At 29.3% G+C, this 24,738-nt stretch carries 24 protein-coding genes and 1 other annotated feature; of the genes, 6 read left to right on the top strand and 18 right to left on the bottom strand.

Annotated elements, in window-relative coordinates; translation table 11 throughout:
• Nucleotides 1-22: 22 nt before the first annotated feature.
• Together PNO30_RS07840 and PNO30_RS07845 are read right to left on the bottom strand one after the other, a co-directional pair.
• On the bottom strand, nucleotides 23-3,049 hold the full coding sequence (locus tag PNO30_RS07840; RefSeq protein ID WP_271987863.1) for an SbcC/MukB-like Walker B domain-containing protein: 3,027 nt from the start codon (nucleotides 3,047-3,049) through the stop codon (nucleotides 23-25).
• Nucleotides 3,036-4,175 (bottom strand): exonuclease SbcCD subunit D, encoded by a 1,140-nt coding sequence (locus PNO30_RS07845; RefSeq protein ID WP_271965033.1) that lies wholly within the window; start codon nucleotides 4,173-4,175, stop codon nucleotides 3,036-3,038. The genes PNO30_RS07840 and PNO30_RS07845 overlap by 14 nt, the downstream gene beginning before the upstream one ends.
• A gap of 533 nt (nucleotides 4,176-4,708) precedes the next feature.
• Between PNO30_RS07845 and PNO30_RS07850 the strand changes: the two genes are divergently transcribed.
• On the top strand, nucleotides 4,709-5,332 hold the full coding sequence (locus PNO30_RS07850) for a hypothetical protein (RefSeq protein ID WP_271965032.1): 624 nt from the start codon (nucleotides 4,709-4,711) through the stop codon (nucleotides 5,330-5,332).
• A gap of 625 nt (nucleotides 5,333-5,957) precedes the next feature.
• Here PNO30_RS07850 and rseP read toward each other — a convergent pair.
• The 3 genes from rseP to PNO30_RS07865 are packed head-to-tail and all read right to left on the bottom strand — an operon-like array spanning nucleotide 5,958 to nucleotide 8,798.
• Entirely contained in the window at nucleotides 5,958-7,250 is a 1,293-nt protein-coding gene (gene rseP / locus PNO30_RS07855) for an RIP metalloprotease RseP (RefSeq protein WP_271987865.1), read from the bottom strand.
• 20 nt (nucleotides 7,251-7,270) lie between these two features.
• On the bottom strand, nucleotides 7,271-8,044 hold the full coding sequence (locus PNO30_RS07860; RefSeq protein WP_048803440.1) for a phosphatidate cytidylyltransferase: 774 nt from the start codon (nucleotides 8,042-8,044) through the stop codon (nucleotides 7,271-7,273).
• Nucleotides 8,034-8,798 (bottom strand): isoprenyl transferase, encoded by a 765-nt coding sequence (locus PNO30_RS07865; protein ID WP_271987869.1) that lies wholly within the window; start codon nucleotides 8,796-8,798, stop codon nucleotides 8,034-8,036. The genes PNO30_RS07860 and PNO30_RS07865 overlap by 11 nt, the downstream gene beginning before the upstream one ends.
• 257 nt (nucleotides 8,799-9,055) lie before the next feature.
• Nucleotides 9,056-9,269 (top strand) — a binding site (T-box leader).
• Between the two features lie 44 nt (nucleotides 9,270-9,313).
• Here PNO30_RS07865 and PNO30_RS07870 point away from each other — a divergent pair.
• The 5 genes from PNO30_RS07870 (at nucleotide 9,314) to PNO30_RS07890 (ending at nucleotide 14,377) form a co-directional block, all read left to right on the top strand.
• On the top strand, nucleotides 9,314-10,333 hold the full coding sequence (locus tag PNO30_RS07870; protein WP_271987871.1) for a methionine ABC transporter ATP-binding protein: 1,020 nt from the start codon (nucleotides 9,314-9,316) through the stop codon (nucleotides 10,331-10,333).
• The gene (locus PNO30_RS07875) at nucleotides 10,323-11,003 is read left to right on the top strand and encodes a methionine ABC transporter permease (RefSeq protein WP_271987873.1); all 681 of its coding nucleotides are present in this window, start codon (nucleotides 10,323-10,325) and stop codon (nucleotides 11,001-11,003) included. The genes PNO30_RS07870 and PNO30_RS07875 overlap by 11 nt, the downstream gene beginning before the upstream one ends.
• Before the next feature lie 20 nt (nucleotides 11,004-11,023).
• The gene (locus tag PNO30_RS07880) at nucleotides 11,024-11,851 is read left to right on the top strand and encodes a MetQ/NlpA family ABC transporter substrate-binding protein (RefSeq protein ID WP_271987875.1); all 828 of its coding nucleotides are present in this window, start codon (nucleotides 11,024-11,026) and stop codon (nucleotides 11,849-11,851) included.
• 21 nt (nucleotides 11,852-11,872) lie between these two features.
• Nucleotides 11,873-13,054, top strand: coding sequence for an aminotransferase class I/II-fold pyridoxal phosphate-dependent enzyme (locus PNO30_RS07885; RefSeq protein WP_271987877.1), 1,182 nt, complete (start codon nucleotides 11,873-11,875; stop codon nucleotides 13,052-13,054).
• 111 nt (nucleotides 13,055-13,165) lie between these two features.
• Nucleotides 13,166-14,377: an OFA family MFS transporter gene (locus PNO30_RS07890; RefSeq protein WP_271987879.1), complete on the top strand. Its 1,212-nt coding sequence runs from the start codon at nucleotides 13,166-13,168 to the stop codon at nucleotides 14,375-14,377.
• Between the two features lie 42 nt (nucleotides 14,378-14,419).
• Here the strand turns inward: PNO30_RS07890 and PNO30_RS07895 are convergent, their stop codons facing one another.
• The 13 genes from PNO30_RS07895 to PNO30_RS07955 form a co-directional block, all read right to left on the bottom strand.
• A complete protein-coding gene (locus PNO30_RS07895; protein WP_271987881.1) occupies nucleotides 14,420-14,908 on the bottom strand; it encodes a LysM peptidoglycan-binding domain-containing protein in 489 nt (162 codons plus the stop codon).
• Nucleotides 14,909-14,924: 16 nt separating this feature from the next.
• Nucleotides 14,925-15,101 carry a DUF6501 family protein gene (locus PNO30_RS07900; RefSeq protein ID WP_003146501.1) on the bottom strand — a complete coding sequence of 59 codons (177 nt, stop codon included), beginning with the start codon at nucleotides 15,099-15,101 and terminating at the stop codon, nucleotides 14,925-14,927.
• A 45-nt stretch (nucleotides 15,102-15,146) separates the two neighbouring features.
• The gene (panF, locus tag PNO30_RS07905) at nucleotides 15,147-16,601 is read right to left on the bottom strand and encodes a sodium/pantothenate symporter (RefSeq protein ID WP_271987883.1); all 1,455 of its coding nucleotides are present in this window, start codon (nucleotides 16,599-16,601) and stop codon (nucleotides 15,147-15,149) included.
• The gene (locus PNO30_RS07910) at nucleotides 16,601-16,846 is read right to left on the bottom strand and encodes a DUF997 family protein (RefSeq protein ID WP_271987884.1); all 246 of its coding nucleotides are present in this window, start codon (nucleotides 16,844-16,846) and stop codon (nucleotides 16,601-16,603) included. The genes panF and PNO30_RS07910 overlap by 1 nt, the downstream gene beginning before the upstream one ends.
• Nucleotides 16,839-17,441 (bottom strand): phosphatase PAP2 family protein, encoded by a 603-nt coding sequence (locus PNO30_RS07915; RefSeq protein ID WP_271987886.1) that lies wholly within the window; start codon nucleotides 17,439-17,441, stop codon nucleotides 16,839-16,841. The genes PNO30_RS07910 and PNO30_RS07915 overlap by 8 nt, the downstream gene beginning before the upstream one ends.
• A gap of 1 nt (nucleotide 17,442) precedes the next feature.
• Nucleotides 17,443-18,525: an undecaprenyldiphospho-muramoylpentapeptide beta-N-acetylglucosaminyltransferase gene (locus tag PNO30_RS07920; RefSeq protein ID WP_271987888.1), complete on the bottom strand. Its 1,083-nt coding sequence runs from the start codon at nucleotides 18,523-18,525 to the stop codon at nucleotides 17,443-17,445.
• Between the two features lie 2 nt (nucleotides 18,526-18,527).
• A complete protein-coding gene (gene coaD / locus PNO30_RS07925) occupies nucleotides 18,528-19,019 on the bottom strand; it encodes a pantetheine-phosphate adenylyltransferase (RefSeq protein ID WP_271987890.1) in 492 nt (163 codons plus the stop codon).
• Between the two features lies 1 nt (nucleotide 19,020).
• Entirely contained in the window at nucleotides 19,021-19,575 is a 555-nt protein-coding gene (gene rsmD, locus PNO30_RS07930; RefSeq protein ID WP_271987892.1) for a 16S rRNA (guanine(966)-N(2))-methyltransferase RsmD, read from the bottom strand.
• A 92-nt stretch (nucleotides 19,576-19,667) separates the two neighbouring features.
• A complete protein-coding gene (locus tag PNO30_RS07935) occupies nucleotides 19,668-19,934 on the bottom strand; it encodes a DUF2129 domain-containing protein (protein ID WP_003146512.1) in 267 nt (88 codons plus the stop codon).
• A 9-nt stretch (nucleotides 19,935-19,943) separates the two neighbouring features.
• Nucleotides 19,944-22,031: a polyribonucleotide nucleotidyltransferase gene (gene pnp / locus PNO30_RS07940; protein ID WP_271965016.1), complete on the bottom strand. Its 2,088-nt coding sequence runs from the start codon at nucleotides 22,029-22,031 to the stop codon at nucleotides 19,944-19,946.
• Between the two features lie 238 nt (nucleotides 22,032-22,269).
• The gene (locus PNO30_RS07945; protein ID WP_271965015.1) at nucleotides 22,270-23,904 is read right to left on the bottom strand and encodes a Na/Pi cotransporter family protein; all 1,635 of its coding nucleotides are present in this window, start codon (nucleotides 23,902-23,904) and stop codon (nucleotides 22,270-22,272) included.
• A gap of 217 nt (nucleotides 23,905-24,121) precedes the next feature.
• A complete protein-coding gene (gene rpmA / locus PNO30_RS07950) occupies nucleotides 24,122-24,403 on the bottom strand; it encodes a 50S ribosomal protein L27 (protein WP_003145565.1) in 282 nt (93 codons plus the stop codon).
• The gene (locus PNO30_RS07955; protein ID WP_271965014.1) at nucleotides 24,403-24,738 is read right to left on the bottom strand and encodes a ribosomal-processing cysteine protease Prp; all 336 of its coding nucleotides are present in this window, start codon (nucleotides 24,736-24,738) and stop codon (nucleotides 24,403-24,405) included. The genes rpmA and PNO30_RS07955 overlap by 1 nt, the downstream gene beginning before the upstream one ends.

Genomic DNA, 24,738 nt, shown 5'->3' on the forward strand with positions numbered 1-24,738 from the left:
TCCTTTCTTATATTATTTCAACTTATATTCCAGTCATTTTGACTTTTGCATAATTATCTTTGGTGTATACCTCAATTTTTGGTCTAATTCGTTCTTTAAGTTCACTAACATGAGATATTATACCTATATTTCTTCCATAAGACTGAAGATCTATTAATGTTGTTAATGCAATATCTAAAGTTTCAGCATCCAATGAACCAAATCCTTCATCGATAAAAATAGTCTCTAGAGAGATTCCACCACTCTCATTTTGTATTACTTCAGCTAAACCTAGTGCCAATGCTAACGAAGCTAAGAATAATTCTCCTCCAGATAAAGAACTTATAATACGTGTACTATTTAGATAAATGTCATGTATCTCTATTTCTAGACCTTGCAATCCTCCACCTTTAGATTTTTCTTCACGTCTAATAAATCTGTAACGATCATTTGTCATTTGTAGCAATCTTTTCGTTCCAGCAACAAGTATCAAGTCTAAATAATATCCTTGAACATACGTTTCTAATGATTTTCTATTTTCTGTTTTTCCACTAACAACATCACTTAATGCTATTATTTCTCGTGCATCTTTAGACGTTTCTAATAATTTAAGATACTCACTATGAATTTTTTCGTATAATTTTTTATTATTAGATAATCTCGTTGTAAGAATTGCCATTTTTTCTATAAAATTAGAAACCTCATCTTCTATATTTTGCAATTTCTCGTGTTCTTCTTCTAAATCAGGTTTTACTACGTTCATTAATTCTTCTTCAAGTTGTTTTAAAGAACTTAGTAATATCTTCTTAGTATCTTCAAATTCATCAATTTGAGTTTGATATTGTTCTAATTTTTCTAATTCTGTAATATTTTCTTTAGCCTGTTCTAAAGAACTATAGTATTTACTAAGTTTAGAATTCATAAAATTCGATATTATAAATTCAATCCCTTTTGTAACTTCTAATAAATTATCTGAATTATTCTTCTGCTCAGTTTCTATTTTTGTTTTCCTGATTTGCAACTCGTTATTATTTTCCTGGAATTTATTATAATTATTATCAAATTCATTAATTTGAACTATTTTATTTTCATAATAATCTTTAAAGTCTTCTAACTCAATATTTACATTATTTTCAAATTGATCAATTTTATTTTTGGCTTCCAATTGTTTTTGTTTTAACTGATCCTCATCTTTTAATAAAATTGACAGATTTTCTATCTCTTTTTCAAAGTTTTTTATTTTAACTTCCGATTTTTTTAACCCGTCAACCACTTCTGTTAAATTGATAGTTTCATGTTTTAATTCAGCTTCTAATTCAGTTAATTGTTCTAAGGCTTTTAAATTAATAAAATCTCCTAAATCCTTTACTGTTGTCGTTAGCTTTTGAATATCTTGTTCATCTTTTTGTAAAAGAGTTTCTAATTTTATTACTTTTTCAGTAATATCTTGTAGTGATTTTTCTATATTATCATCTACTTCTACAAGTGTAGTTATCTCAGGAAGATGCTCGATCTTCTGTTTACAAAGTGGGCAGTCGTCACCCTCATGCAACTTCACTAAAAAGATATTCAATACTTCTTGTTCTTTATTACTTTTTAGTAATAACACATCTCTTTCAATTTCTTCTTTAGTTACCTGCAACTCTTCTAAATGTTTTTTTGAAGCTTCATAATTAAGCTTTTTATCATTTAATTCGAATGATTTTTTTTCAAATTCTTTTAGTTTTTCTACTTCTTGTTCTTTCTTCAAAATTTCTAATTTTAACTTTCCTATACTACCATCAAGAATATTCTTTTCTTCATTCGATTCAAAATAGTTTTCTTTTTCAATTTTTAAACTACCTTCTATTTCTTTTATTGATTCTTTTTTTAGATTTAGTTCTTCAAGTTTCTTAGTAAATATATTTATATCACTTTTAGCCACTATCAATTCATCAATATTGTTATAAAAGAATTTTAAATCTGTTGTTTCTTTTCTAATTGATTCAATTTTGTCTTTCATTGAAGTAAGTTTAGTTTCTAGCTCAGTATTCGCAGCTAAATCTTTCTTATATCGCTCTTTTTCATCTAGCAGAGATTTTCCCTGTTTTGTTAATTGAAGTTGTTTATCTAATAAACTTACATATTCTGTTATTTTATCTTTACTTTTTTGCAACTCCGTTAATTTTTCTACCTCCGCTTTTAGTTTACTGAAGTAATCGTCTTTATTATTTAATTCATCAATTTTCACCTTATTATCTTCAAGATTTAAAAATTTATCGTTCAGTTTGCTTAATTCTATAAAATTCTCTTTTGATTTTATAAGATTTTTTTCTAATTTAGCTAATTCTTTTTTTTCTGTTTCTATCTCGTTTTCTTGAGATAAAATTATTTCATTAATCTCTTTAAAATTCTCATCTTTTAAAAACTCAAACTTTGTTAATTCTCCATCTATATCAAACTGTTCAAATCTTGTAATTAATTCTTTTTCTTTTTGTTTGTTATTACTATCTAATTTTTTTGCTTGTTCTTGTAATTGATCTACAAATTTTTGATAAAAATAAGTATTAAATAACGACCTTAAAGTTTCTTTCTTCTCACTTGATTTTGATAATAGGAATTCTTTAAACTTACCTTGAGGTAATATGATAATTTGACAAAATTGTTTATCATCTAAACCTATTAACTCTTCTACTTTTTCTTTAACTTCTTGCTCTTTTGTTGCAATAACTTCTAATTCTTCATCATTATATTTCATTAAAGCAACTTTTCCGGAAGTTAAATTTTTATTACCAGTCTTCAGATAAGCTAAAGTTCTTTCAATTCTGTATCTCTTTCCACTTAACTCAAAGTCAAAGTTCACCTGTGTTTTATCTTTATCGCTAGCGGTTTTCGTCCTTAAAGAAGATACATCTTTACCACCTGTTGTCTTATTGTATAATGCATAAGTAATAGCATCAAAAAGTGTAGATTTTCCCGAACCTGTTTTTCCTGTTATTAAAAATATAGGTTCATTTATTATTCTATCCCATTCTATTATTTCATCTTTATATGGACCAAATTCTTTTAATTCTAATCTAATTGGTTTCATCTTGATTCACCTTGTCTATAATATTTACCAGCACTCGTTTTTGCCCTACCGTTAACTCGCTTCCTGTTTGTTCATTATAAAATCCTTCTATCAATTCTAGTGGACTTTTAGTCAACATTTCTTTATCAAATTTAATTTCACTATCACTATTATCATTTCTTTTTTGTTTAAGTATCAAAGTATTTGGATAATACTCTTTAATTCGTGGTAAAGGATCTGTTACACCTTCCATGCCACTTAATTCCATACTGAAATAATCATTTTTACAATCAAAATTTTGTTGAAATACTTTTGTAAATACCTCTTCATATGTTGCACTAATATTATGTAATTTACGTTTTTGTTCCAAGGAAATAAACTCTTCAGTAAAAATTTCTTTTGTTAATTCTACTAACCTCATACCTTTTGTCTGTGTTGCTTCAGAGAATGAATAAGCCATTGGACTACCACTATATTTTATACGTTCTTCTTTTATAGCATTCGGATTATGAAGATGACCTAGAGCTACATAATCAAATTTTTCAAAAATTTCAACTGCTACATTTTCAACAGTTCCTACAGAAATTTCTCTTTCAGAATCAGTTTCTAGCCCTCCAGATACAAAAGTATGAGCTACTAAAATATTAGTTTTACTCATATCTATATTTTTATAAATTTCATCAATTACTCTTTTTGTCGCAGAATTATGAGTTGTAAGTGTAGCATCCTCAAAATATTCTCTTGCTTCAAAAGGTTCAAAATATGGTAATAAATATATATCCGTATCTTCAAAAGTAATCTTATCAAAACTTTGATCTAATCTTGTGTGAAGATAAAATTTATGCTTGCTAAACCAAGCTTCTCCTATAGCTAATCTCTCTCTACTATCATGATTACCACTAATTGCAAAAATTGGTATATTGCATTCTATGTTAATTTTTACTAGGAGTTCCTGTAAAAGTGTTGTAGCTTCTTTACTAGGAACACTTCTATCATATAAATCACCTGCAATTATTAAAAAGTCAGGTTTAGTCTCATCAATTTTACTGATCAAATTATTCATTACATATTGTTGATCTTCTAATAAATCTTTTCCTTGTAATTTTCTTCCAATATGCCAATCTGCAGTATGTAAAAACTTAACCATATAATCACCTTTTTTCTATAAATTATCTCTATTATATTATAGCTTAAAACGAAATAAAATAATAGAGAACAATTAACTAGGAATGACTTATAGTGTTACAATTAATGTGAGACAAAATATAAAAAAAGAAGAGTAAATCCTATATAATGAAATTAAGACAAATCAAAAAAAGGAATTTACTCATATGAACATTATAATACAAATTTTTATCAAAAACATAGAAAATACTTTAAAAATTTTTTCAGAGGATATCTTATCTTCCATCCATACCTATGTAAACAGAAGTCTAAGATATAATAAAGTAATAGTTTCTCTTTTTTATTATAACTAAAATAATTGGAATAAAAAACTCTAACCACTTTATTATATCATACTTTTAACGTATTTTTTAGAAAATATATTATCATTAATTTCATATTGTTTCCATCAAATTTTCATAGTATATTTAGGATAAATGTAAGTATATACTTATTAAATTAATATGTAGTTGCAAATACATATTTAAGTTTTATTTCATAAAGGAGGTTATTCTTATGAAAAACAAAAAATTAAAAACAGCTACTTCAATTATGTCTTTAGCAATATTAATTACTCCTATCTCTACTTTAACTAATAATTCTAATATTGCTAATGCTAAAACAAAAATACAAAATAAAAATATAAAAGAAAACAATACATTTACAATAACAATAGACTTATCTAAGATTAATGTCGAAAATGAATTACTTAAAGCTAAACAATTACTGAAAGAAAAAAAAATAACACAAGAAGAATATAAAATAATTAAATCAATATTAAAACCTGAAATTAATAATATAAACAGTCAAGATAAATTTAGAGCAGCTCCACGTGCTTACGGACCTTATTATCCAGCTAGAAAAGTTGCATATATAAATAATTGGGGTGTAAAAGAAATGTATAATAATGCACTACGTAAATCTAAAGGTTTAGGTACAATAATTAGTTTCATTACGGATAGACTAATTGGAGGCCCTTATGGTTGGGGATTAGGAGCTTTAGGATTAATTCAATCTTTCAGTAGTCCAAGTGCATTTGAACAAGCTATACAACATGCATATTGGCAAGGTAAAGGTATTGACGTATATTATCATATAAGTAGAAGTATAATGAGCTTAATATCTTATGTTGTGATTTAATCATGAATAATAAATATTACGATATAATATTTTTAATAATTTTTCCTATTTTATACTTTTCTTATATAAAAAACACATTAAAGATAAACATAGACCAAGAACATATAAAAACCTTTGTTATACTATACTCAATAATAATCCTAACTATAATTATTCAAAATTCATATGAAAAAATTAAAAATAAAAAAAATAAAAAAAATAAAAAGAATAAATAGATTGAAAAAAGACGACTAATTGGTCGTCTTTCTTACAGGCTATTGACTCATGCATATTTTACATTTATCAACAACCTGATAAAGAAGCTACCCAAAAGTCCTAAATTTCAACAAAGTGCATATGAGAACTCATAGACGCAGTGGTTTATTGATATCTAAATTAGCTCTATAAAAACTTTTTAGCTATCAAATAAACTTTGCGGGGGTGACTCGACAAAATCTTGTTTTCTCCAAAATCACGATTTTTGAGTCACTCCCTTTATATACAAATAGTTTAATAGGTATTTAATACCTATCGATATTATATATTAAATTTATTAAAATTAAAAGCGATTTCCTATTACTAAATCTCTTTTATCAATATAATAAAAAACGAAGAGGAGTCAATCTAAACTCCTCTTCATATCTATCTATTTTCCAAATAATCTTTGAACATCGTTCCACGTTACAGCTAACATTAATACTACCATTAATAATCCGAATGCCACAGTTAAGTAATATTGGGCTTTTTTATTAATTGGTTTTTTGAAGATTGCTTCATAAATTACGAATATGATACGTCCCCCATCAAGAACTGGAATAGGAATTAGGTTCATAAGACCTAAGTTAACACTTAAAATTCCTGTCCATTTTAAGGTTGTTAGTAATCCACTTTGTGCAGCAGCAGAAGACATTTCGTAAATCGCTACAGGTCCACCCAGTTGATTTAAGCTAAATCCACCACTGAATAATGAAGCAAATAAATTAACAATTCCCATAAAAATCATTGTTCCGTAGAAAAGAGTTTGTTCAAAACCATTCTTAATAGAACCTACTAAGTCTTTTTCATAAGCTTGATTTATACCAAGTTTATAAGTTTTAACTTCTTTTCCTTTTTTTACTGAAATCTCTCCTTTTGGAGTTACTTTAATCTCTTGTTGCGAACCATCACGAGAAACTTTTAATGTAAGTTCAGAACCATTAGAACCAACGATTTCTTTAGTCATTTCATTCCATGTACTTACACTCTTACCATTTACTTGCTCAACTACATCACCTTCTTTTAATCCAGATGAGTAAGCTGGGTAATTGGCCGCTATTTCTCCTAAACGAGTAGTATTTGATGGAACACCACTATAGATTGAAATACCTAAGAAAATAGCTAAAGCTAAAATAAAGTTCATCAATGGTCCCGCGAATAATGTCCAGAATTTTTTCCCCCATGAATGTGAAGAAAACATTCTTTCAACTGGAGCAATTTGTTCTTCCATACCACCAAATGCAACACATGCATCTTTTCTTACTTCATAACGTTCTATCTTATCTCCAACGAATCCTTCAACAAAAAGTTTTTCTGTTAAATCAAATTCATTCAATTCTAATGGAAGTAAATCCATATCATTAGTTTTATCTAAAACAATTTTTTCTACTTTATCATTTTCATCTAGTTTTAAACTAACTTTCATTCCTTTTTTAAGATCATATACTGACATATCATTGTTAAAATCAAAAACATTGTCAGGCATTTTTACATATCCACCAACAGGTAGAAGTCTAATAGTAAAATTAGTTTCTCCTATTTTTTTATGGAAGATTTTGGGTCCCATTCCTATTGCGAATTCCTGGCATAATATTCCAGATCTTTTTGCAACTATAAAATGTCCAAATTCATGAATAGTTACTACTACAAAAAATATTAATATAAATGCTATAATACCTTGCATCTAATACCCCTTTCTATATTCTAAAATAAACTAAGTAATAATATTAAACATGGAGCTGATAATATTACAGAATCAAATCTGTCAAATATACCACCATGACCTGGTAATAAATTACTACTATCTTTAACTTGATATTCTCTCTTATATGCTGATTCAATTAAATCACCAAATTGTCCGATTACACTTACTATTAATGTTACAACAATTGCAACTAATAAATTTGAAAAGATATTTGTTGTAAAAAAGAATAATAATGCTATTGCTATTGATGATACACTTCCTATAACTGAACCTTCAATTGATTTATTCGGGCTTATATTCGGAGAAAGTTTATTTTTCCCGAATTTCATACCGCCAAAGTATGCAAAACTATCTGTGAACCAAATTGTAAGTAATAAATAAGCTACATGGCTTAAACTTAAATTTCTCAACATAAATAAACAATAAAACCCTACAAATATATAGGCAGTCACGAATATAATCGAACCAATTTCAACTAATTTAATCTTGTGTCCAGTCATAACAACAGTACCTAACATACCAATTAATATTAAATAAATTATAGAATACTGTACCAATGTTGAAACTTCATTATGTAAAAATAATAGTGCTCCCGCTAATGATGATAAACTTAAAACTACGATGTTAGTTTTCTTAAAAGTCATTCTAACAATTTCATACATAGCCATCACACCAAGTGCAAAAGTCGTAAATTTGAAATAATCTCCACCTAAAAATAATAAAGGTAAGAAAACAATTAATGCTACTATAGCCGTTATTATCCTAGTCTTCATTTAAACCTCCAAACCTTCTATCTCTACTTTGATATTCTAATAAAGCGTGATAGAATTCATCTTCATTAAAATCAGGCCAAGCTACTTTTGTGAATAAAAACTCACTATAAGCAATTTGCCACAGTAAAAAGTTTGAAATTCTTTGTTCTCCAGACGTTCTTATTAATAAATCAGGATCTGGTGTATTAGAAGTAAATAGATTTGCACTAACATGCTCTTCAGAAATTTCTTCTGCACTATATTTATTATCTTGAACATCTTTTGCAATTTGTTTAATTGCCCTTAACATTTCGTCTTTAGAACCATAATTCAAGGCAAAAATTAATTTTAATCCTGTATTATTTTTTGTTTGTTCAATTGCATCATTAACAGCTTTTCTAGTATTTTCTGGAAGTTTTTCTACCACACCTATAACTTCAACTTTTACGTTATTTTCCATAAGTTCTGGCATAAAACTACTAAACATCTTCTCTGGAAGATCCATTAAATAACTAACTTCTTCCTTCGGTCTAGCCCAGTTTTCCGTAGAAAATGCATATAACGTCAAATATTTAACACCTAATTTTGAAGCATACTTTGTGATTTTTTTTACAGTTTGCATTCCTTCATAGTGTCCTTTAATTCTAGGCATATTTCTTTTTTTAGCCCAACGTCCATTACCATCCATTATTATAGCAACGTGTGTCGGAATTTTTTTTAATTGTTGTTTTTCAGTTTTTTGTACTTGTTCAGTTTTTCTAAAAAATTTAAACATAATTCCTCCTATGTAACATCCTTCATTATATCATAAAAGACCTAATGCAACAAACTTTTAATAGAATATGAATTTTAAAATATTGCATCCATTTATTAGTTAATATATGATATTAATCTTTTAAAACAGTTAAAATCAGTTTTATTTTTTTTAGTTAGAGATAGTTATTATCCCGAAAATTAACATTCTTTATGTAAGCTTTTGAATTTTTTTGTTGCATTGTCAGAAAATTTATGCTAGAATATATTCATTAACAATTTTATGCGTTGATAAGTAGAATCTTACAATCTACTTTTAGAGAGTTCTCGGTTGGTGAAAGAGAATAGTTAGATGTAAGAGAAATGGACTTTGAGCATATAGTTTTTACTACGGTATTGCCCGTTATAGCAAAAGTTATGTTTGTAACTTACTGAGGTACAATAAGTGATTATTGTATAAATAAAGGTGGTAACACGTTAAGACGTCCTTTAGCAAAAGCTAGAGTACGTCTTTTTATTATAAGAAAGGAGAAATATATGATTAATCTAAATAATGTTAGCAAAACCTTTTATCAAAAAGGTAAAGAAATTAAGGCGTTAAAACCTACTAATCTTCATGTAAAAGCTGGTGAAATTTTTGGAATTATCGGTTACTCAGGTGCTGGAAAAAGTACCCTTCTACGATGTCTTAACCTATTAGAAACTCCTTCTGAAGGAGAAGTAATTGTAGATAACCAAGTTGTTAACAAACTAAACAGAAAGGATTTACGATCATACAGGCAAAAAATTGGAATGATATTCCAACAATTTAATCTTCTTAGTTCTAAAACTGTAGGTGAAAATATTGCATTCAACTTGAAGGCTGGAGATGTTGATCCAAAAGATATTCCTAAAAGAATAGATGAATTGTTAGAACTTGTAGGACTTTCTGATAAAAAGAATGTTTATCCAAGTCAACTTTCTGGTGGTCAAAAACAACGTGTCGGTATTGCAAAAGCCCTTGCAAATAATCCAAAATTATTACTTTGTGATGAAGCAACAAGTGCATTAGACCCTGTTACAACTAAACAAATATTGTCTTTATTAAAAGAAATTAATCGTAAATTAGGAATCACAATTATTCTTGTTACTCATGAAATGGAAGTAATAAAACAAATTTGTGATAATGTAGCAGTAATGGAAAATGGTGAAATTATCGAATTAAATTCTGTTTACGAGATTTTTTCAAATCCAAAAACAAAATTGATGCAAGAATTTATAGCTAATCTACACAATGATGAAGATTTTGAAGAACATCTAGCTGAACATTATAAAAATGAAACTGTAATAAGGGTTATTTTTAAAGGTGAAGCAACTAAAGAGCCTTTGATTCAGACATTAGCAAATAAATATAATGTTACTACTAACATACTTGCTGGTCGAATTGAATACATTCAAAACAAACAATTAGGAAGCTTAACTTTTTCAGTAGTTGGTGAACCTGATAACACAGAGAAATTTGTAAATTACTTAATTGATCAAGTTAATGATGTGGAGGTGAATGTATATGGAAAATAATCTAAGTCTAATAGAACAATGGAAAAATCTTCAACCAGAATTAATTAAATCATTTGCCGATTCATTATACATGATAAGTGTTTCAATAATAATTACAGTAATTGTCGGATTATTTTTAGGAGTAGTTTTATTCTTAACTAGTAATAGACTTCTGTTCAAAAATGTTATTATTTATAAAACGGTAGATTTTCTAGTTAATACAATTCGTTCTATTCCATTTATTATTCTTTTAGTATTCTTGATACCATTTACTCTATTTTTATTAGGAAAGTCAACTGGACCTACTGGAGCAATAGTTCCACTTACAGTTGCAGCTATACCTCTATTTACGAGATTAGTTGATACTTCACTAAATGAAATAGACTATGGTGTTATCGAGTCAGCAGTTGCTTCTGGAGCTTCTCTAAAATTAATAGTTAAAGAAGTTTTAATACCTGAAGCTATGTTCGGAATTATCCAATCTATTACACTAACTTTAATCAACCTAATTGCTTTTTCAGCAATGGCTGGTGTTGTTGGTGGCGGTGGAATTGGAGACCTTGCGATTAGATATGGTTATTATCGTTTTGATAATTTCACAATGTGGATTACAGTAATTCTATTAATTATCTTAGTCCAAATTACACAATATATAGGAAATTCAATTTCAAAAAAATTCAAAAAAAATTAATTTAAAGGAGATTTATATTTATGAACAAACTAAAAAAATTATTAACGGTTGTTTTTACAGCGTTTTTAGCTATTACTCTAGCTGCTTGTGGAGCTACAAGCTCAAGCAATAAAGGTGGTGGAGAGAAAAAAGAAGTAAAAATAGGTGCAACATCTGGTCCTTATGCTGATATGGTAAACAAAGCACTTAAACCTCTTCTTGAGAAAAAAGGATATACAGTTAAAGTAACTGAATTCTCAGATTACATCCAACCTAACAAAGCTTTAAACAGCGGTGAATTAGATGCAAACTTATTCCAACACAAAATTTACATGAAAAAATTTGCTGAACAAAATGGAATGGACTTAACAGCACTTGTTCCTGTTCCAACTGCACCAATGGGATTATATTCTGATAAAGTTAAAGATCTTAAAGATTTACCAGAAGGTGCTGAAGTAACTCTTCCAAATGATCCTTCAAACGCTGCTCGTGCTTATGCATTATTAGCTGCTGCTGATTTAATCAAAATCAAACCTAACACTGATGTACTAAAAATCACTAAAAACGATGTAGTAGAAAATCCTAAAAAACTTAAATTTACAGAATTAGAAGCTGGTCAACTTGCTAGATCATTAAGTAGTACTACACTTGCTGCAGTACCAGGAAACTTCGCACTTGCTGCTAAATTTGACTTAACAAAAGCATTAATCTTAGAAAAAATGAACGAAAATAACCGTAACAATGTTGTTGTAACTACTGCAAACAAAGACAAACAATTTGCTAAAGATTTAGTAGAAATCGTTCAATCTAAAGAATTTGATGAAATCATCAATAAAGATTTCAAAGGATTTGACAAACCTGGAAAATAATTAACAAGGACGTGATTAATTATGAAAATTGAATTATCAAATACACTTAAAAATATTCCTGAAAATGTATTCTACCCTATTTTCAAATTAATCTCTGAGGAAAGTTCAAATGGTAATCCATTATTAAATGCGGGTATCGGAGTTCCAGACTCTGATACCCCTGAACTTTTACTTAAAGAATTAGAAACAGCTGTAAGAAAACCTGAAAATATGCGATATGGAGCATTTGATGGGAAAGTGATATTATTAAATGAAATATCTCAGTGGTTAAAAGAAAACTATAATATTGACGCAGATCCTAAAAGTGAAATTGCTTTAGTGTTTGGTACTAAATCTGGATTATCAAGTATTCCTTCAGTACTACTAAATCCAAATGATACGGTGTTATTACCAGTACCAAGTTATCCCGACTATATTCAAGGAATTGCATTAGCCCAAGCTAAATATGAAGAAATAGAATTGAAACAAGAAAATAATTATTTACTAGATTATTCTGATATTTCTGAAGAAGTGCTTAGAGATGCTAAACTTATATTTTTAAACTATCCTTCTAATCCCATTGGAGCAGTAGCTACGAAAGAGTTTTACGAAGAAACAGTGAAATGGGCAGAAGAAAATAATATAGTAGTTCTTCAAGATCATGCATATTCTGATTTCTATTATAAAGAAGGATATTCTCCAGCATTTATGCAAACTGAAGGAGCTAAAGAAGTAGGAATTGAATTTTTCTCATTTTCTAAGAACTTCTCAATTTCAGGTCTAAGAATTGGTTTTGCTGTTGGGAATAAAGAAATTATTCGTGGCCTAAAAGAATATAATACAATTTTTCACGCTAATATCTATGGAGCAATTCAGGATACAGTTATAACTGCGTTAAAAAATTATAAAACCTTAACTAGTCATATAAAAGAAACTTATTCAAAAAGAATAGATAAAATAACTTCTAAACTTGATGAATTAGGATATTCATATTTTAAGCCAGAAGGTGGAATTTTTATTTGGTTAAAAGTTAAGAATGGATATGACAGCCAAAGTTTCTTTGAATTATTACTAAAAAAATATAGAATTGTTACTATGCCTGGACATGTATTTGGTCAAGGTGGTGAAAACTATATTAGATTAAGTCTGAGTCTTTCAGATGAACAAATTGACATATTAATAAAAAAATTAGAAACACTAAATAATGATTTCAAGAATAATTAGAAATATTGATATCATTATTAAATTTCATTAATATTCGACTAATCTATTGATTAGCCGAATTTTTAATGTTCACTTTTAAGTTTACATAAATATTTTTTAAAGGATGATTAAATGAAAAATAATGCGAGATGGACTGTCTTATTCGCCTCAATGGCAATTTTGTTATGTGCAGGATCACTATATTCTTTTAGTGTTTTTGCAAAACCTCTAAGTGTTTCAAAAGGATGGAGTATGCCAGATGTTATGTTAGCATTTACTATTAATGCTGCTATCGCTCCTATCCCTACTATTCTTGGAGGTTTTATTACAGATAAAGGAAAAGCAAATATTTCTATAATTCTAGGAGGAATACTATTTGCTGTGGGATTTATTCTTACTGGATTTGCTACTACAAAAGGAATGCTATATTTTAGCTATGGAGTATTATCAGGTGTTGGACAAGCATTCGCCTATTCTGGATGTATAAGTAACGCTCTTAGATTCTTCCCAGATAAAAGAGGATTAGCTGCAGGTCTAATAACTGGTGCTATGGGTGGTGCTAGTGTTATTGCTGCCCCAATAGCTCATAGTCTTATAGCAAATTTTGGGGTTCATAGTGCATTTATTTACTTAGGAACAGCATACTTATTAATTATTATCGTTGCTCTATTCTTTATTAAAGTTGCTCCTGCAAATTATCAACCTGAAGGTTGGGTTCAACCTGTGGCTGAAATTAAGCAAGAAGCTGTTAATAAAAACTGGAAACAGATGCTAATGAGTTTATCATTTTACTTCATAATCTCAATGTTTGCTATCGGTGCATTCTCTGGTCTTATGGTAGCATCAAATGCATCAGTTATTAGTCAAACTATGTTTGGACTAACTGCTTCTGTTGCTGCAACATTTGTTAGTATATATGCATTATCAAACTGTTTAGGACGTATCGTCTGGGGAATAGTTTCGGATAAAATAGGTCATGAAAAAACTCTTATTGCTATCTACTCAGTAATCGCTATATCTTTATTAATTCTAGTTAATATAAGAACTACTCTTGGTCTTACAGTCGGACTTGTTCTCCTTGGTTTATGTTTTGGAGGAACTATGGGAGTCTTCGCACCATTAGTAATGAAAACATTTGGTCCAATTAACCAAGGGGTAAACTATGGAATTGTATTTATAGGATTCTCTACTGCTGCATTTTTTGCTCCAAAATACGCTGCAGGAATTGCAACAAAGCATAACGGTGACTTTACAGATGCATTTTATGTAGCAATAGCTCTAGTTCTTGTTGGATTAGTGATTAGTGTGATATATTCTATTTTTTCAAAACGCAAAGCATTTTAACAAAAAGAAATCATCTCAAAAATTAATGAGATGATTTCTTTTTTATATTTTCGGTATTTGAATTTTTTGCCCAGCTGCAATATTATTATTACTAATATTATTAGCTTCTTTTATTTTTTCTACACCATTTTGAGCATTCGCTTCTCCATATGCTTTAGAGGCGATAACAAATAATGAATCACCTGATTTGATCACATAATCTTGACCTGCTACAGGAGTTGTACTTACTACACCTGAAGATTCACTCTTTTCAGTATTAGTATCAGTATTATTATTATTATTTGTTGACTCTTTTTTAGAAGTAGTTCCTTCTGTTACTTTAGAATTACTAGCCTTAGGTATATTATTATTACTTTCAGCTTTAGTTTCTTCTGGAACTTTAGCCGTTTGTTGTTCTGTAGTTTGAACTACCTTATCTTTAGATTTTCCACCAAGTGAATTTCCTACGGTTGTTACCCCTACAAGAATAAGTGGTGCTAATATTATAAATAAAACAACTAGAACTGTATTCTTTATAGTATTATTTTTCATAATATTACCCCTTATATTATTTTACTTCTTCGAAATAATCGTGGTAATAACCACCAACTTTACCGCTGTTATCTACTACAAATACATATTCTTCTGTTTCATTTACTACTTCATATTCTTTTCCTACAGTAAGCATATTACTTACAGTAAATTTTTCAGCATCTGTATGTTTTACAATAACTTTTTTTGACATTGTCCTACCTCCTTACTCTATCATTTTTATTTTATTACAATATAACTATTTTTTCAATTGTTTTTTACCAGCTATTAATGAAACCATCATAAATACCACAAGTGAGATTAATAATGATATCACAACAGGTTCAATAAATTTAATTACATAAACTGTTTTTATTAGTATATAACTAAGTAGACCTACTACTATCGAACTTAATGCTCCATATTTTTCAGCTTTTTTCCAGTATAATCCTAATAATATAGGCCATAAGAATGTCGCTTCTAATCCACCAAATGCAAATAGATTTACATTAACTATTAGACTAGGTGGTCTCATACTTAATAACATTATAAGTAAAATTACTAAAATATTTACCCCATAAACAAATATAGGAACTTTTTTACCAGTAATTTTTTCTTTTATAGACTTGTTATTAAATAATAAATCCTTTATCAAGGCCGATGATATTAATAAGAATTGAGCATTTACTGTTGTTATTATAGCTGCCATAGGTGCTGCAAGTACTAACGCAGCAAGATACCATGGAAGTACTTTTAATGTAATTATTGGGATTACTGAATCATAGTCTTTTATGTCTGGGAAAACTCCTCTAGCCATAACTCCAATTAGATGAACTCCAAACATTACGATAAATATTACTATTGATCCAACGATAATAGATTGTTTTAAACTTCTTTTATTCTTATATAACATTGAATTGATAGCAATCTGCGGGATACCTATAACCCCAACTCCAACTAATACCCAAAACGAACTAACATAACTAGGTGTTAAACTTCCATTAGCTCCAAAAGGAGTTAATATCTTTTCATTAATATTAACCAAGTTCGCTGTAATCTGATCAATTCCTCCACCATAATTAATTACTGCAAATAGTAGAATTATTGTAGAAAATATCATTATTAAACCTTGAATCATATCGGTAATTAAAATATTCTTTAATCCACCGAATACTACACAAAATATAATAATTACTGAGATTAGAACTATACCGGTTTTATATTCAATCCCCATAAATGCTGCTAATAATTTTGCTCCTCCAACCCATTGGGCACTCATCGCAGCAATTAGAAATACTATCATAGCTAAAGTAGAAATAAACGCAACTAATTTTGAATTATATCTATTTCTTAAATAATCGCTTATAGTTATCGCATTAATTTTTTGTGCAGCATTTTTAAATTTTTTCGCCAAGACTAATAGTACAAAATAGCCAGTTACAACTTGGATTACAGCTAGAAGAACCCAACCATAACCAAGTTTATACGCTACTCCTGGACCACCTAAAAACGTTGAAGCTGATCCGTATGTTGACATTAATGTTATCGCAAGTACTATTCCACTTACTTTTCTATCTGCTAAATAGTACTTTTCGAAAAAACCACCATGTTGTTCTGCTTTACTCATACGGTTCATCATTAGCGGTAATAAAATTATCGCTAAAAATATTATTGCAAATAAAATTAGTATTTTGTAATCTAATGTATTCGTCATTATTTTTCCTCCTCTTTTATTTCATCATTAAGTAAAAGATTTGTACAAATAATAACTACTAGTATTATTAAAATACTTACTACTATCGAACTGTAAAAAAACCATTCTGGTAATCCTAAAATATACTTATAAGATTTCACATTGTTTACATCAAATCTGACATATGCGAAATAATACCATAGAGCAAAATGAATTATTGCAATAATGATTGCAACTATACCCTCTTTATTTTTTAATCTATTCATTTGTTTTTCCTAAAACCCTCATTATTAATTCATAAATATTTACATAATAAACTTTCATAAAGTCTACTACTAAACTTCCAAGTAATAATCCTGCAATAACATCACTTAAAAAGTGTGCACCTAAAACCATTCTTGAAATTGGTATTGCAATTATTGCAAAAGTAGCAATTACTTTTAAAATTTCTTTTTTATTTATTACAAAGAGTAATGCTAAGAAAAATAATGCTACAAAAGTAGAATGTCCACTTGGGAAACTAAAACCATCATGGATCTCAGGAAGAGGTCTAACCCTTTGGATGCTATATTTTAATGCAGATAAGAAGAATCCACCTAATCCAGCACTAAAGAAAATAAACACAGCTTTTTTCAGTTCTTTTATCCATACTAGAAATACTGATAAAAGAACCATTATTAATAATAATAGTTTATCATTAAAAACTAATGAGATTATTTTCGCTAATGTTGCCAATGATTTAACTTCAATTAAATCAGCGATAATTCTATCTATATCGTTATTCGGGAATTTAATTGCTACAAATGCTAAAAGAATCAAAATCAGAAGTTTCAAGTAAAAAGTAATTTTTAATCTGTTCATACTATTTTTCACCTCCTATTTTTTCAATTATTTTATTATAAAATTCACTTACGTCATTAATAACACGTTTTTCCTTTTTATACTCTTTCATTGAATTTTTATAATCATCAAGTTTATCATAAAAATCAAAGATTTGATCAACAGGTAAATTGGTAAAATCTTCTTCAGCAACAACTTTTGCGAAACCATTTTTTTCAAAGAATTTCGCATTTTCTATTTGATCTCCTCTACTCTGATTAGTTCCAAGTGGCACTAAGATTGGAGGTAAATCTAAAGCTAAAAATTCATACAAGGCATTAGCTCCAGCTCTCGAAACTGCAAAATCTGTAATTTTCAGTACATCAAATAGTTCTTTAGCTAAAAATTCATATTGCTTATAACCTTCTTTTTCAACACTATCATTTAATAATCCTTTACCTACAAGGTGAACTATCTGATACTTTTTAGTAAGGTCATCAATATTATTCCAAATATAATCATTTAGAACTTTCGATCCTAATGATCCACCCATAACAAGCATCACAGGTTTTTCTGATGTAAATCCAGTTAGTTCATAAGCTAGATTAGCATCACCAGTATAAATATCATCTCTTACAATAGCACCTATTAGGCTAGCCTTCCCTTTGGGTAAGAACTTTTGTGTATCTTCGAATGTTGTAAATATATGATTACAGAACTTTATGTTTATTTTGTTTGCAAGTCCTGGAGTAAGATCCGACTCATGTAATACGACTGGGATTTTAAGTAATCTAGCTGCAATACAAACTGGAACACTCACAAATCCACCTTTTGAAAATACAAAATTTGGTTTCTCTTTTTTTAAAACTAATAAAGAATCTACTATTCCTTTTAGTACTTTAAATGGATCAATAAAATTCTCCCATGAAAAATATCTTCGTAACTTTCCTGAACTTATTTTATAATACTTTACCTCTGGAATTTTACCAATCATCTCATTTTCTATACCAGTTTTGCTACCGATATACGAGATTTCATATCCATTTTTTTTGAATTCTGGAATTAAGGCAACATTAACAGATACATGACCTGCTGAACCCCCTCCAGTAAACAGGATTTTTTTCACCTTTATCCTCTCTCTTTCGTCTTTTTTTCTAAGCGTTCTTCAACATGTTTAGGTACAAATTTCGACAAATCTGCACCAAAACCTGAAACACCTTTTACAATACTAGAACTAATAAATGAATATTGTTTATTAGCCATCATATAAAATGTTTCAATATTTTCGTCTAACGCCTTATTCATAAACGTTAACTGCATCTCATACTCAAAATCAGATACCGCCCTTAATCCTCTAACAATGACATTTGAGCCTACCTGCTTTGCATAATTTACTAATAATCCTGAGAATGAATCAACCTTAACGTTTGGAATTTCTTTAATTGTTTCATTTATCATCTCCACTCTCTCATCAAGTGAAAATAAATATTTCTTGTCAGGATTTACCAAAATAGCTACTATTACTTCATCAAATAATTTAGCACTTCTGTTTATTATATCAATATGCCCATAGGTAATAGGATCAAAACTACCAGGTACAATCGCTATTTTTCTTTTCATTTTATTTCTCCATATATTCAAAAATTACTATGTCTGTAATTCCATACTGTTTTTCTTTTATTACTTCGATATTTTCATTTATAATGGTGATTTCTTCTGTATTACTCTTCTCACAGACAATTAAAGCACCATCATGACATAATTGATTATCAAAAATATTTTTCAATGCATCATCTATTAATCCTTTATCATATGGTGGATCAAGAAAAATCAAATCAAATTTTTCTTCCTTCTTCCCGAAAATCTTCAAAGCACGTTTGAAATCATTTCTATATAAAGAATAATCATCATTACTAATTCTACATTTTTCAATATTACTTTTAATAACCTTAATCGCATTATTACTACCGTCAATGAAAGTAGCATGTTTAGCACCACGACTTAAAGCCTCAATTCCTAAACCACCAGTTCCACCGAAAAGATCTAGTACTTTACAATCATAGCAATCTATCATATTAAATAAATTTTCTTTTATTTTATCTGTCGTTGGCCTTGTATTCATACCGTCAACAGCATTTAATTTTATAGATCTATATTTTCCTGCTATAACTCTCATGTTTCCTCACAATAAATATATAATATATTACTTATTAATGATTTCTTTAAAATAAGGGAGAATATGGCTTTCGCCTCCCCCTTATTATAATATTATTGTTTTGTTTGTAAATTACTATCTAAATGCTCAAAACATAAATGTAAATTTGACATTTCTGATAATTCTACTTTTTTTACGAATTTCTTCTTCTTAAGGTCTGCTACAATACTTTCTATTCTAGTTTCATCCACATAAATGCATGCATACCTACCTCTTTTAGAATAAGAAATAAAGTTCCCATATTTTTCTAATTTATTTAAGTCTTTAAAACTTTTAAAATAGACATAGATTCCACGTCTTTCTTTTTCAAATAACTCCATAAGTTTCTCCTAGAAATGAGCTGCTGCGTCTACGCGACCTTTCTCATCAATTTTAATTACTTTAACTTTAAGAGTGTCTCCAACTTTTACAACATCTTCAACTTTATTTACTCTTTCTTCAGCTAATTTAGAAATATGTACTAAAGCATCTACTCCTGGGAATAATTCAACGAATGCACCAAATTTTTCAATACGTTTAACTTCAGCAAGATAGATTTCACCAACTTCTGCTTCACGTGTGATGTTTTCGATAATTTCGATAGCTTTATTAATTCCTTCGATTTCAGGTGAAGAGATAAATACATCTCCATTTTGTTCGATATCAATTTTAACACCAGTTTTTTCAATGATTTCATTGATAACTTTACCCCCTGAACCAATAACATCTTTAATTTTTTCAGGTTTAATTTTAATGATTTTAATTTTCGGTGCAAATGTAGAAACTTCTTGGCGAGGTTCAGAGATAATACTGTTCATATGCTCTAAAATTTGTAATCTACCAACACGTGCTTGTTCTAATGATTCTTTTAAGATTTGTTCACTTAAACCATCAATTTTAATATCCATTTGAAGAGCTGTAATACCTTCAGATGTACCTGCAACTTTGAAGTCCATATCCCCAAGGTGATCTTCCATACCTTGAATATCAGTTAAAATAGTATAGTGTTCATCTTTTTTAACTAATCCCATTGCAATACCAGCTACTTGAGCTTTAATTGGAACTCCTGCTGCCATAAGAGCCATTGATCCAGAACAAATTGTAGCTTGTGAACTTGATCCATTAGATTCTAAAATTTCTGATACAATACGGATTGTATATGGGAAATCTTCTTTAGATGGGATTACTTGTGCTAATGCACGCTCACCTAATGCACCGTGACCAATTTCACGACGTCCTGGCGCACGACTAAATCCAACTTCACCAACTGAGAATGCTGGGAAATTATAGTGTAACATAAATCTTTTGTTTTCTTCTTGAGTTAAATCATCAATGATTTGTTCATCTGATAAGTTACCTAATGTTACAACACCTAAAGACTGAGTTTGTCCACGAGTGAATAGTGCAGATCCATGCGTTCTTGGTAATACATCAACTCTTGAAGCTAATGGTCTAATTTCTGTTAAAGCACGTCCATCTGGTCTGATTTTATCTTCAGTGATTTCACGACGAACTTCATCTTTTACAATTTTATCTAGTGATAATTTTGCTTCTTTTACAATATCAAGTTCATCTTCATCAGTTGCTTTTTCTTCAAATACTTCAAGAACTTTTTCTTTAACAGCTGAAATAGCTTCATCACGTTCTTGTTTGTCTTTAATAGCAATAGCTTCTTTCATTTGAGATAATGCCATTGAAAGAACTTCGTTATAGATTGTTTCATCAATAACTTTTAATTCAACAGCCATTTTTTCTTGACCAATTTCATCAACAATTTGTTGTTGGAATGAAATTAAGCGTTTGATTTCTTCGTGTCCGAACATAATTGCATTTAACATAATTTCTTCAGACACTTCTTTTGCACCTGCTTCAACCATGTTAATAGCATCAATTGTTCCAGCAACTTTTAAGTCAACTGTAGAACGTTCCATTTGTTCAACTGTTGGGTTAATTACGTATTCTCCATCAACATATCCTACAGTAACACCAGCAATTGGTCCTTTGAATGGAATATTTGATACTGATAATGATAGTGAGCTTCCTAGCATTGCTGCCATTACCGGATCACAATCATATTCAACTGATAATACAGTTGAAATAACTTGTACTTCATTTCTGAATCCATCTTCGAATAATGGTCTAATCGGTCTATCGATAAGACGAGCAGCTAGAGTAGCTTCAGTTCCTGGACGTCCTTCTCTACGTAAGAATCCTCCTGGTATTTTCCCTACTGCGTACATTTTTTCTTCATAGTTAACTGTTAGCGGGAAGAAATCTACATCTTTTGCTTCTTTTGAAGCAACTGCAGTTGTTAATACAACAGTATCTCCATATTTTACTACTACTGCTGCATTAGCTTGGCGAGCCATTTCACCTAATTCAACTGTTAATGTTTTTCCAGCCCATTGCGTTGTATAAACTTTTTTATCTTGAAACATGTTTATTTCCTTTCAATATTTTTCTTAAACTTTATATAAATCGACTACCTTATTATATCACGAATACTAGCATTTACAAAGAAAAAAACGAAAACATAGTAGAAATAACATTGATTTCTCTACATTTTCGTTTATAATTTTTATCCTAATTGTATTTGATATAATTTATATAAAACTAATATTATTAATAACATAATAATAAATAGAATTATAAGTATTTTTTGTTTATTAGACATGATTACATATGACCTTGAATTTCTTTTTCAAGAATGTTTCTTGTGTGCTCACAAACACGAGTAAAGTGTTGAATTAAGTCCATATAAACTACTCCAGCTGGGATTTCACAATCCCCATCTTTCATACGTTGAGTATGTTTTTTACGGGCAGCTTTCTCAAGTGCATATATGTTTTCACATGCCGCTAACGCAGCTCCAGCTAAAGCTATATTGTTTTCTTCTAATGATTTAATAGTTTTTAAAATTATATCATTACAAAGATCAAACATCTCTTGTACTTCTTCTTTTGCACCATCAGAGAATTTCAATTTTTTTCTAATTTGATAATCTACTGATAAAACAATATCTCTAGCGTGGTCACCGATTCTTTCAACATCACGAGTTCCATCTAATAATGTTGAAGCAATTAGACCTTCTTTAGGACTTAATTTTTCCCTAAATAATAAAGTTAGGTAATCAGTCATTTGTTCATCAAAATTATTTATCGCATCTTCGTAAGTTTCACCTTTTTCTCGTAGTTGCTCTTCACGATTCATGAAGTACTCTACAGAGTTGCGTAAACTTTTCTTAGATAATATTAACATTTCTACAAATTCTTTTTGAACTTGACCTAAAGCTACTGCTGGCGCACTTGTAATAAGTGATTTGTCAAGGTATTGTGTACTGTATTTGATTTGTTCATCTTCTCCCGGAATAAGTTTCGTTACTACGACAACTAATAAACTAATAAATGGGAATTGTAATATTGTATTTAGTATGTTAAATGTACCATGTGCTGATGCAATTGTCATCTTAGGTTCTAGACCTAACGTAGTTTCTAAATACTGAATAAATGCTCCGTAAGGAACTAAAGCAATTAAACAGATTATAGTACCGATAACATTAAACAATACGTGTGATGCAGCAACACGTTTTGCTGCAATATTACTTCCTATCATCGCTAATGCTGCAGTCGTAATCGCTGTTCCGATATTATCCCCGAATAACACAGGTAGAGCACCTGTTAAACTTAAAGCTCCATCTGCGTATAAGTTTTGTAAAATAGCTATAGTTGCTGCAGAAGATTGAATTAATACTGTTAAGAATGTACCTACTCCTACCCCAACTACTGCACTATCATTAATATGCTCTAATACATTTTGGAACCAAGACATATCTTTCATAGGCCCCATAGCTGTAGCCATCATTTTAAGTGCATAAAAAATTCCACCAAAACCAAATATTACACGACCTATATTATTTACTAATTTAGCACGAGTAAAGAATAAAAACGCTGCTCCTAAGAAAATTAAAGGAAGTGCATATTTAGAAATATTAAACCCGATAATGAACGATGTTAATGTAGTTCCGATATTAGAACCCATAACAATAGCAATTGCTTGTTTCGTTTTTAATAATCCTGCTCCTACTAAACTGATAGTAATTACGATAGTTCCTGTACTTGATTGAATAAGTATCGTAACAATAATCCCGGCTAAGACAGCCATAAGTGGTTTAGATGTGTATTTATCTAAAACATATCGCATTTTCTCCCCGGCTATTAATTGAAGTCCGTCCCCCATGTACTTAATACTGAATAGGAATAATCCCAGACCTCCTAAAAAAGAAAATAAAATTTCTTGCCAAAGTGCTGACACTTTTTTGTCCTCCTAGTATATGTTGCGTGTATCTTTAAACACACAAATAAATTTTACCATATAAATTTTAAAAGTACAACAAAAATCTAAAACTAGAAATATTAAAATATTATTACAAATTCTTACATTAATTACATAAAATTTGTTAATAACACATTAATATTTTTCAAAAATAAAAAAGGTATCTACAAATTTGTAAATACCTTTTTCGTGCTTATTAAGCTTGTGGATAAACAGAAACTTTTTTACGGCTACGTCCGTATCTTTCGAAACGCACAACTCCGTCAACTAGTGAGAATAATGTATCATCTCCACCTTTTCCTACGTTAGTTCCTGGCCAAATTTTTGTCCCACGTTGTCTGTATAAGATAGAACCTGCAGTTACGTACTGACCGTCAGCTCTTTTAGCACCTAAACGTTTTGATTCAGAGTCACGTCCGTTTTTAGTAGAACCTACCCCTTTTTTAGATGCGAAGAATTGTAAATTTAATTGTAACATCATGTCAATTTCACCTCTCTTACTTCAATAGTTATATAATCTGAATAATTTTCTTCAATTGTTTTTAATGCAACTAACATTGCATTTAGTAGAAGTTGTTCTTTATCAGTAGATTTTAACGATCTATATGTTAAATGTCCAGTTACATCCTCATTAGCTGAAATGTCAAATTGAACATCTTCATCTAGTGCATCTACTGCATTTATTAAACCGAATACTACAGCAGAAGCACCTGCACAAACTATATCAGAACCATGTTCTGCATAATCAGCATGTCCATCAACTGTTACTTGTTTAATAACTTCAACTTCTTTTATGATTTCCACCTTAATCAT

The organism is Gemella haemolysans (genome assembly GCF_028308085.1).
Lineage (GTDB): Bacteria > Bacillota > Bacilli > Staphylococcales > Gemellaceae > Gemella > Gemella haemolysans_D.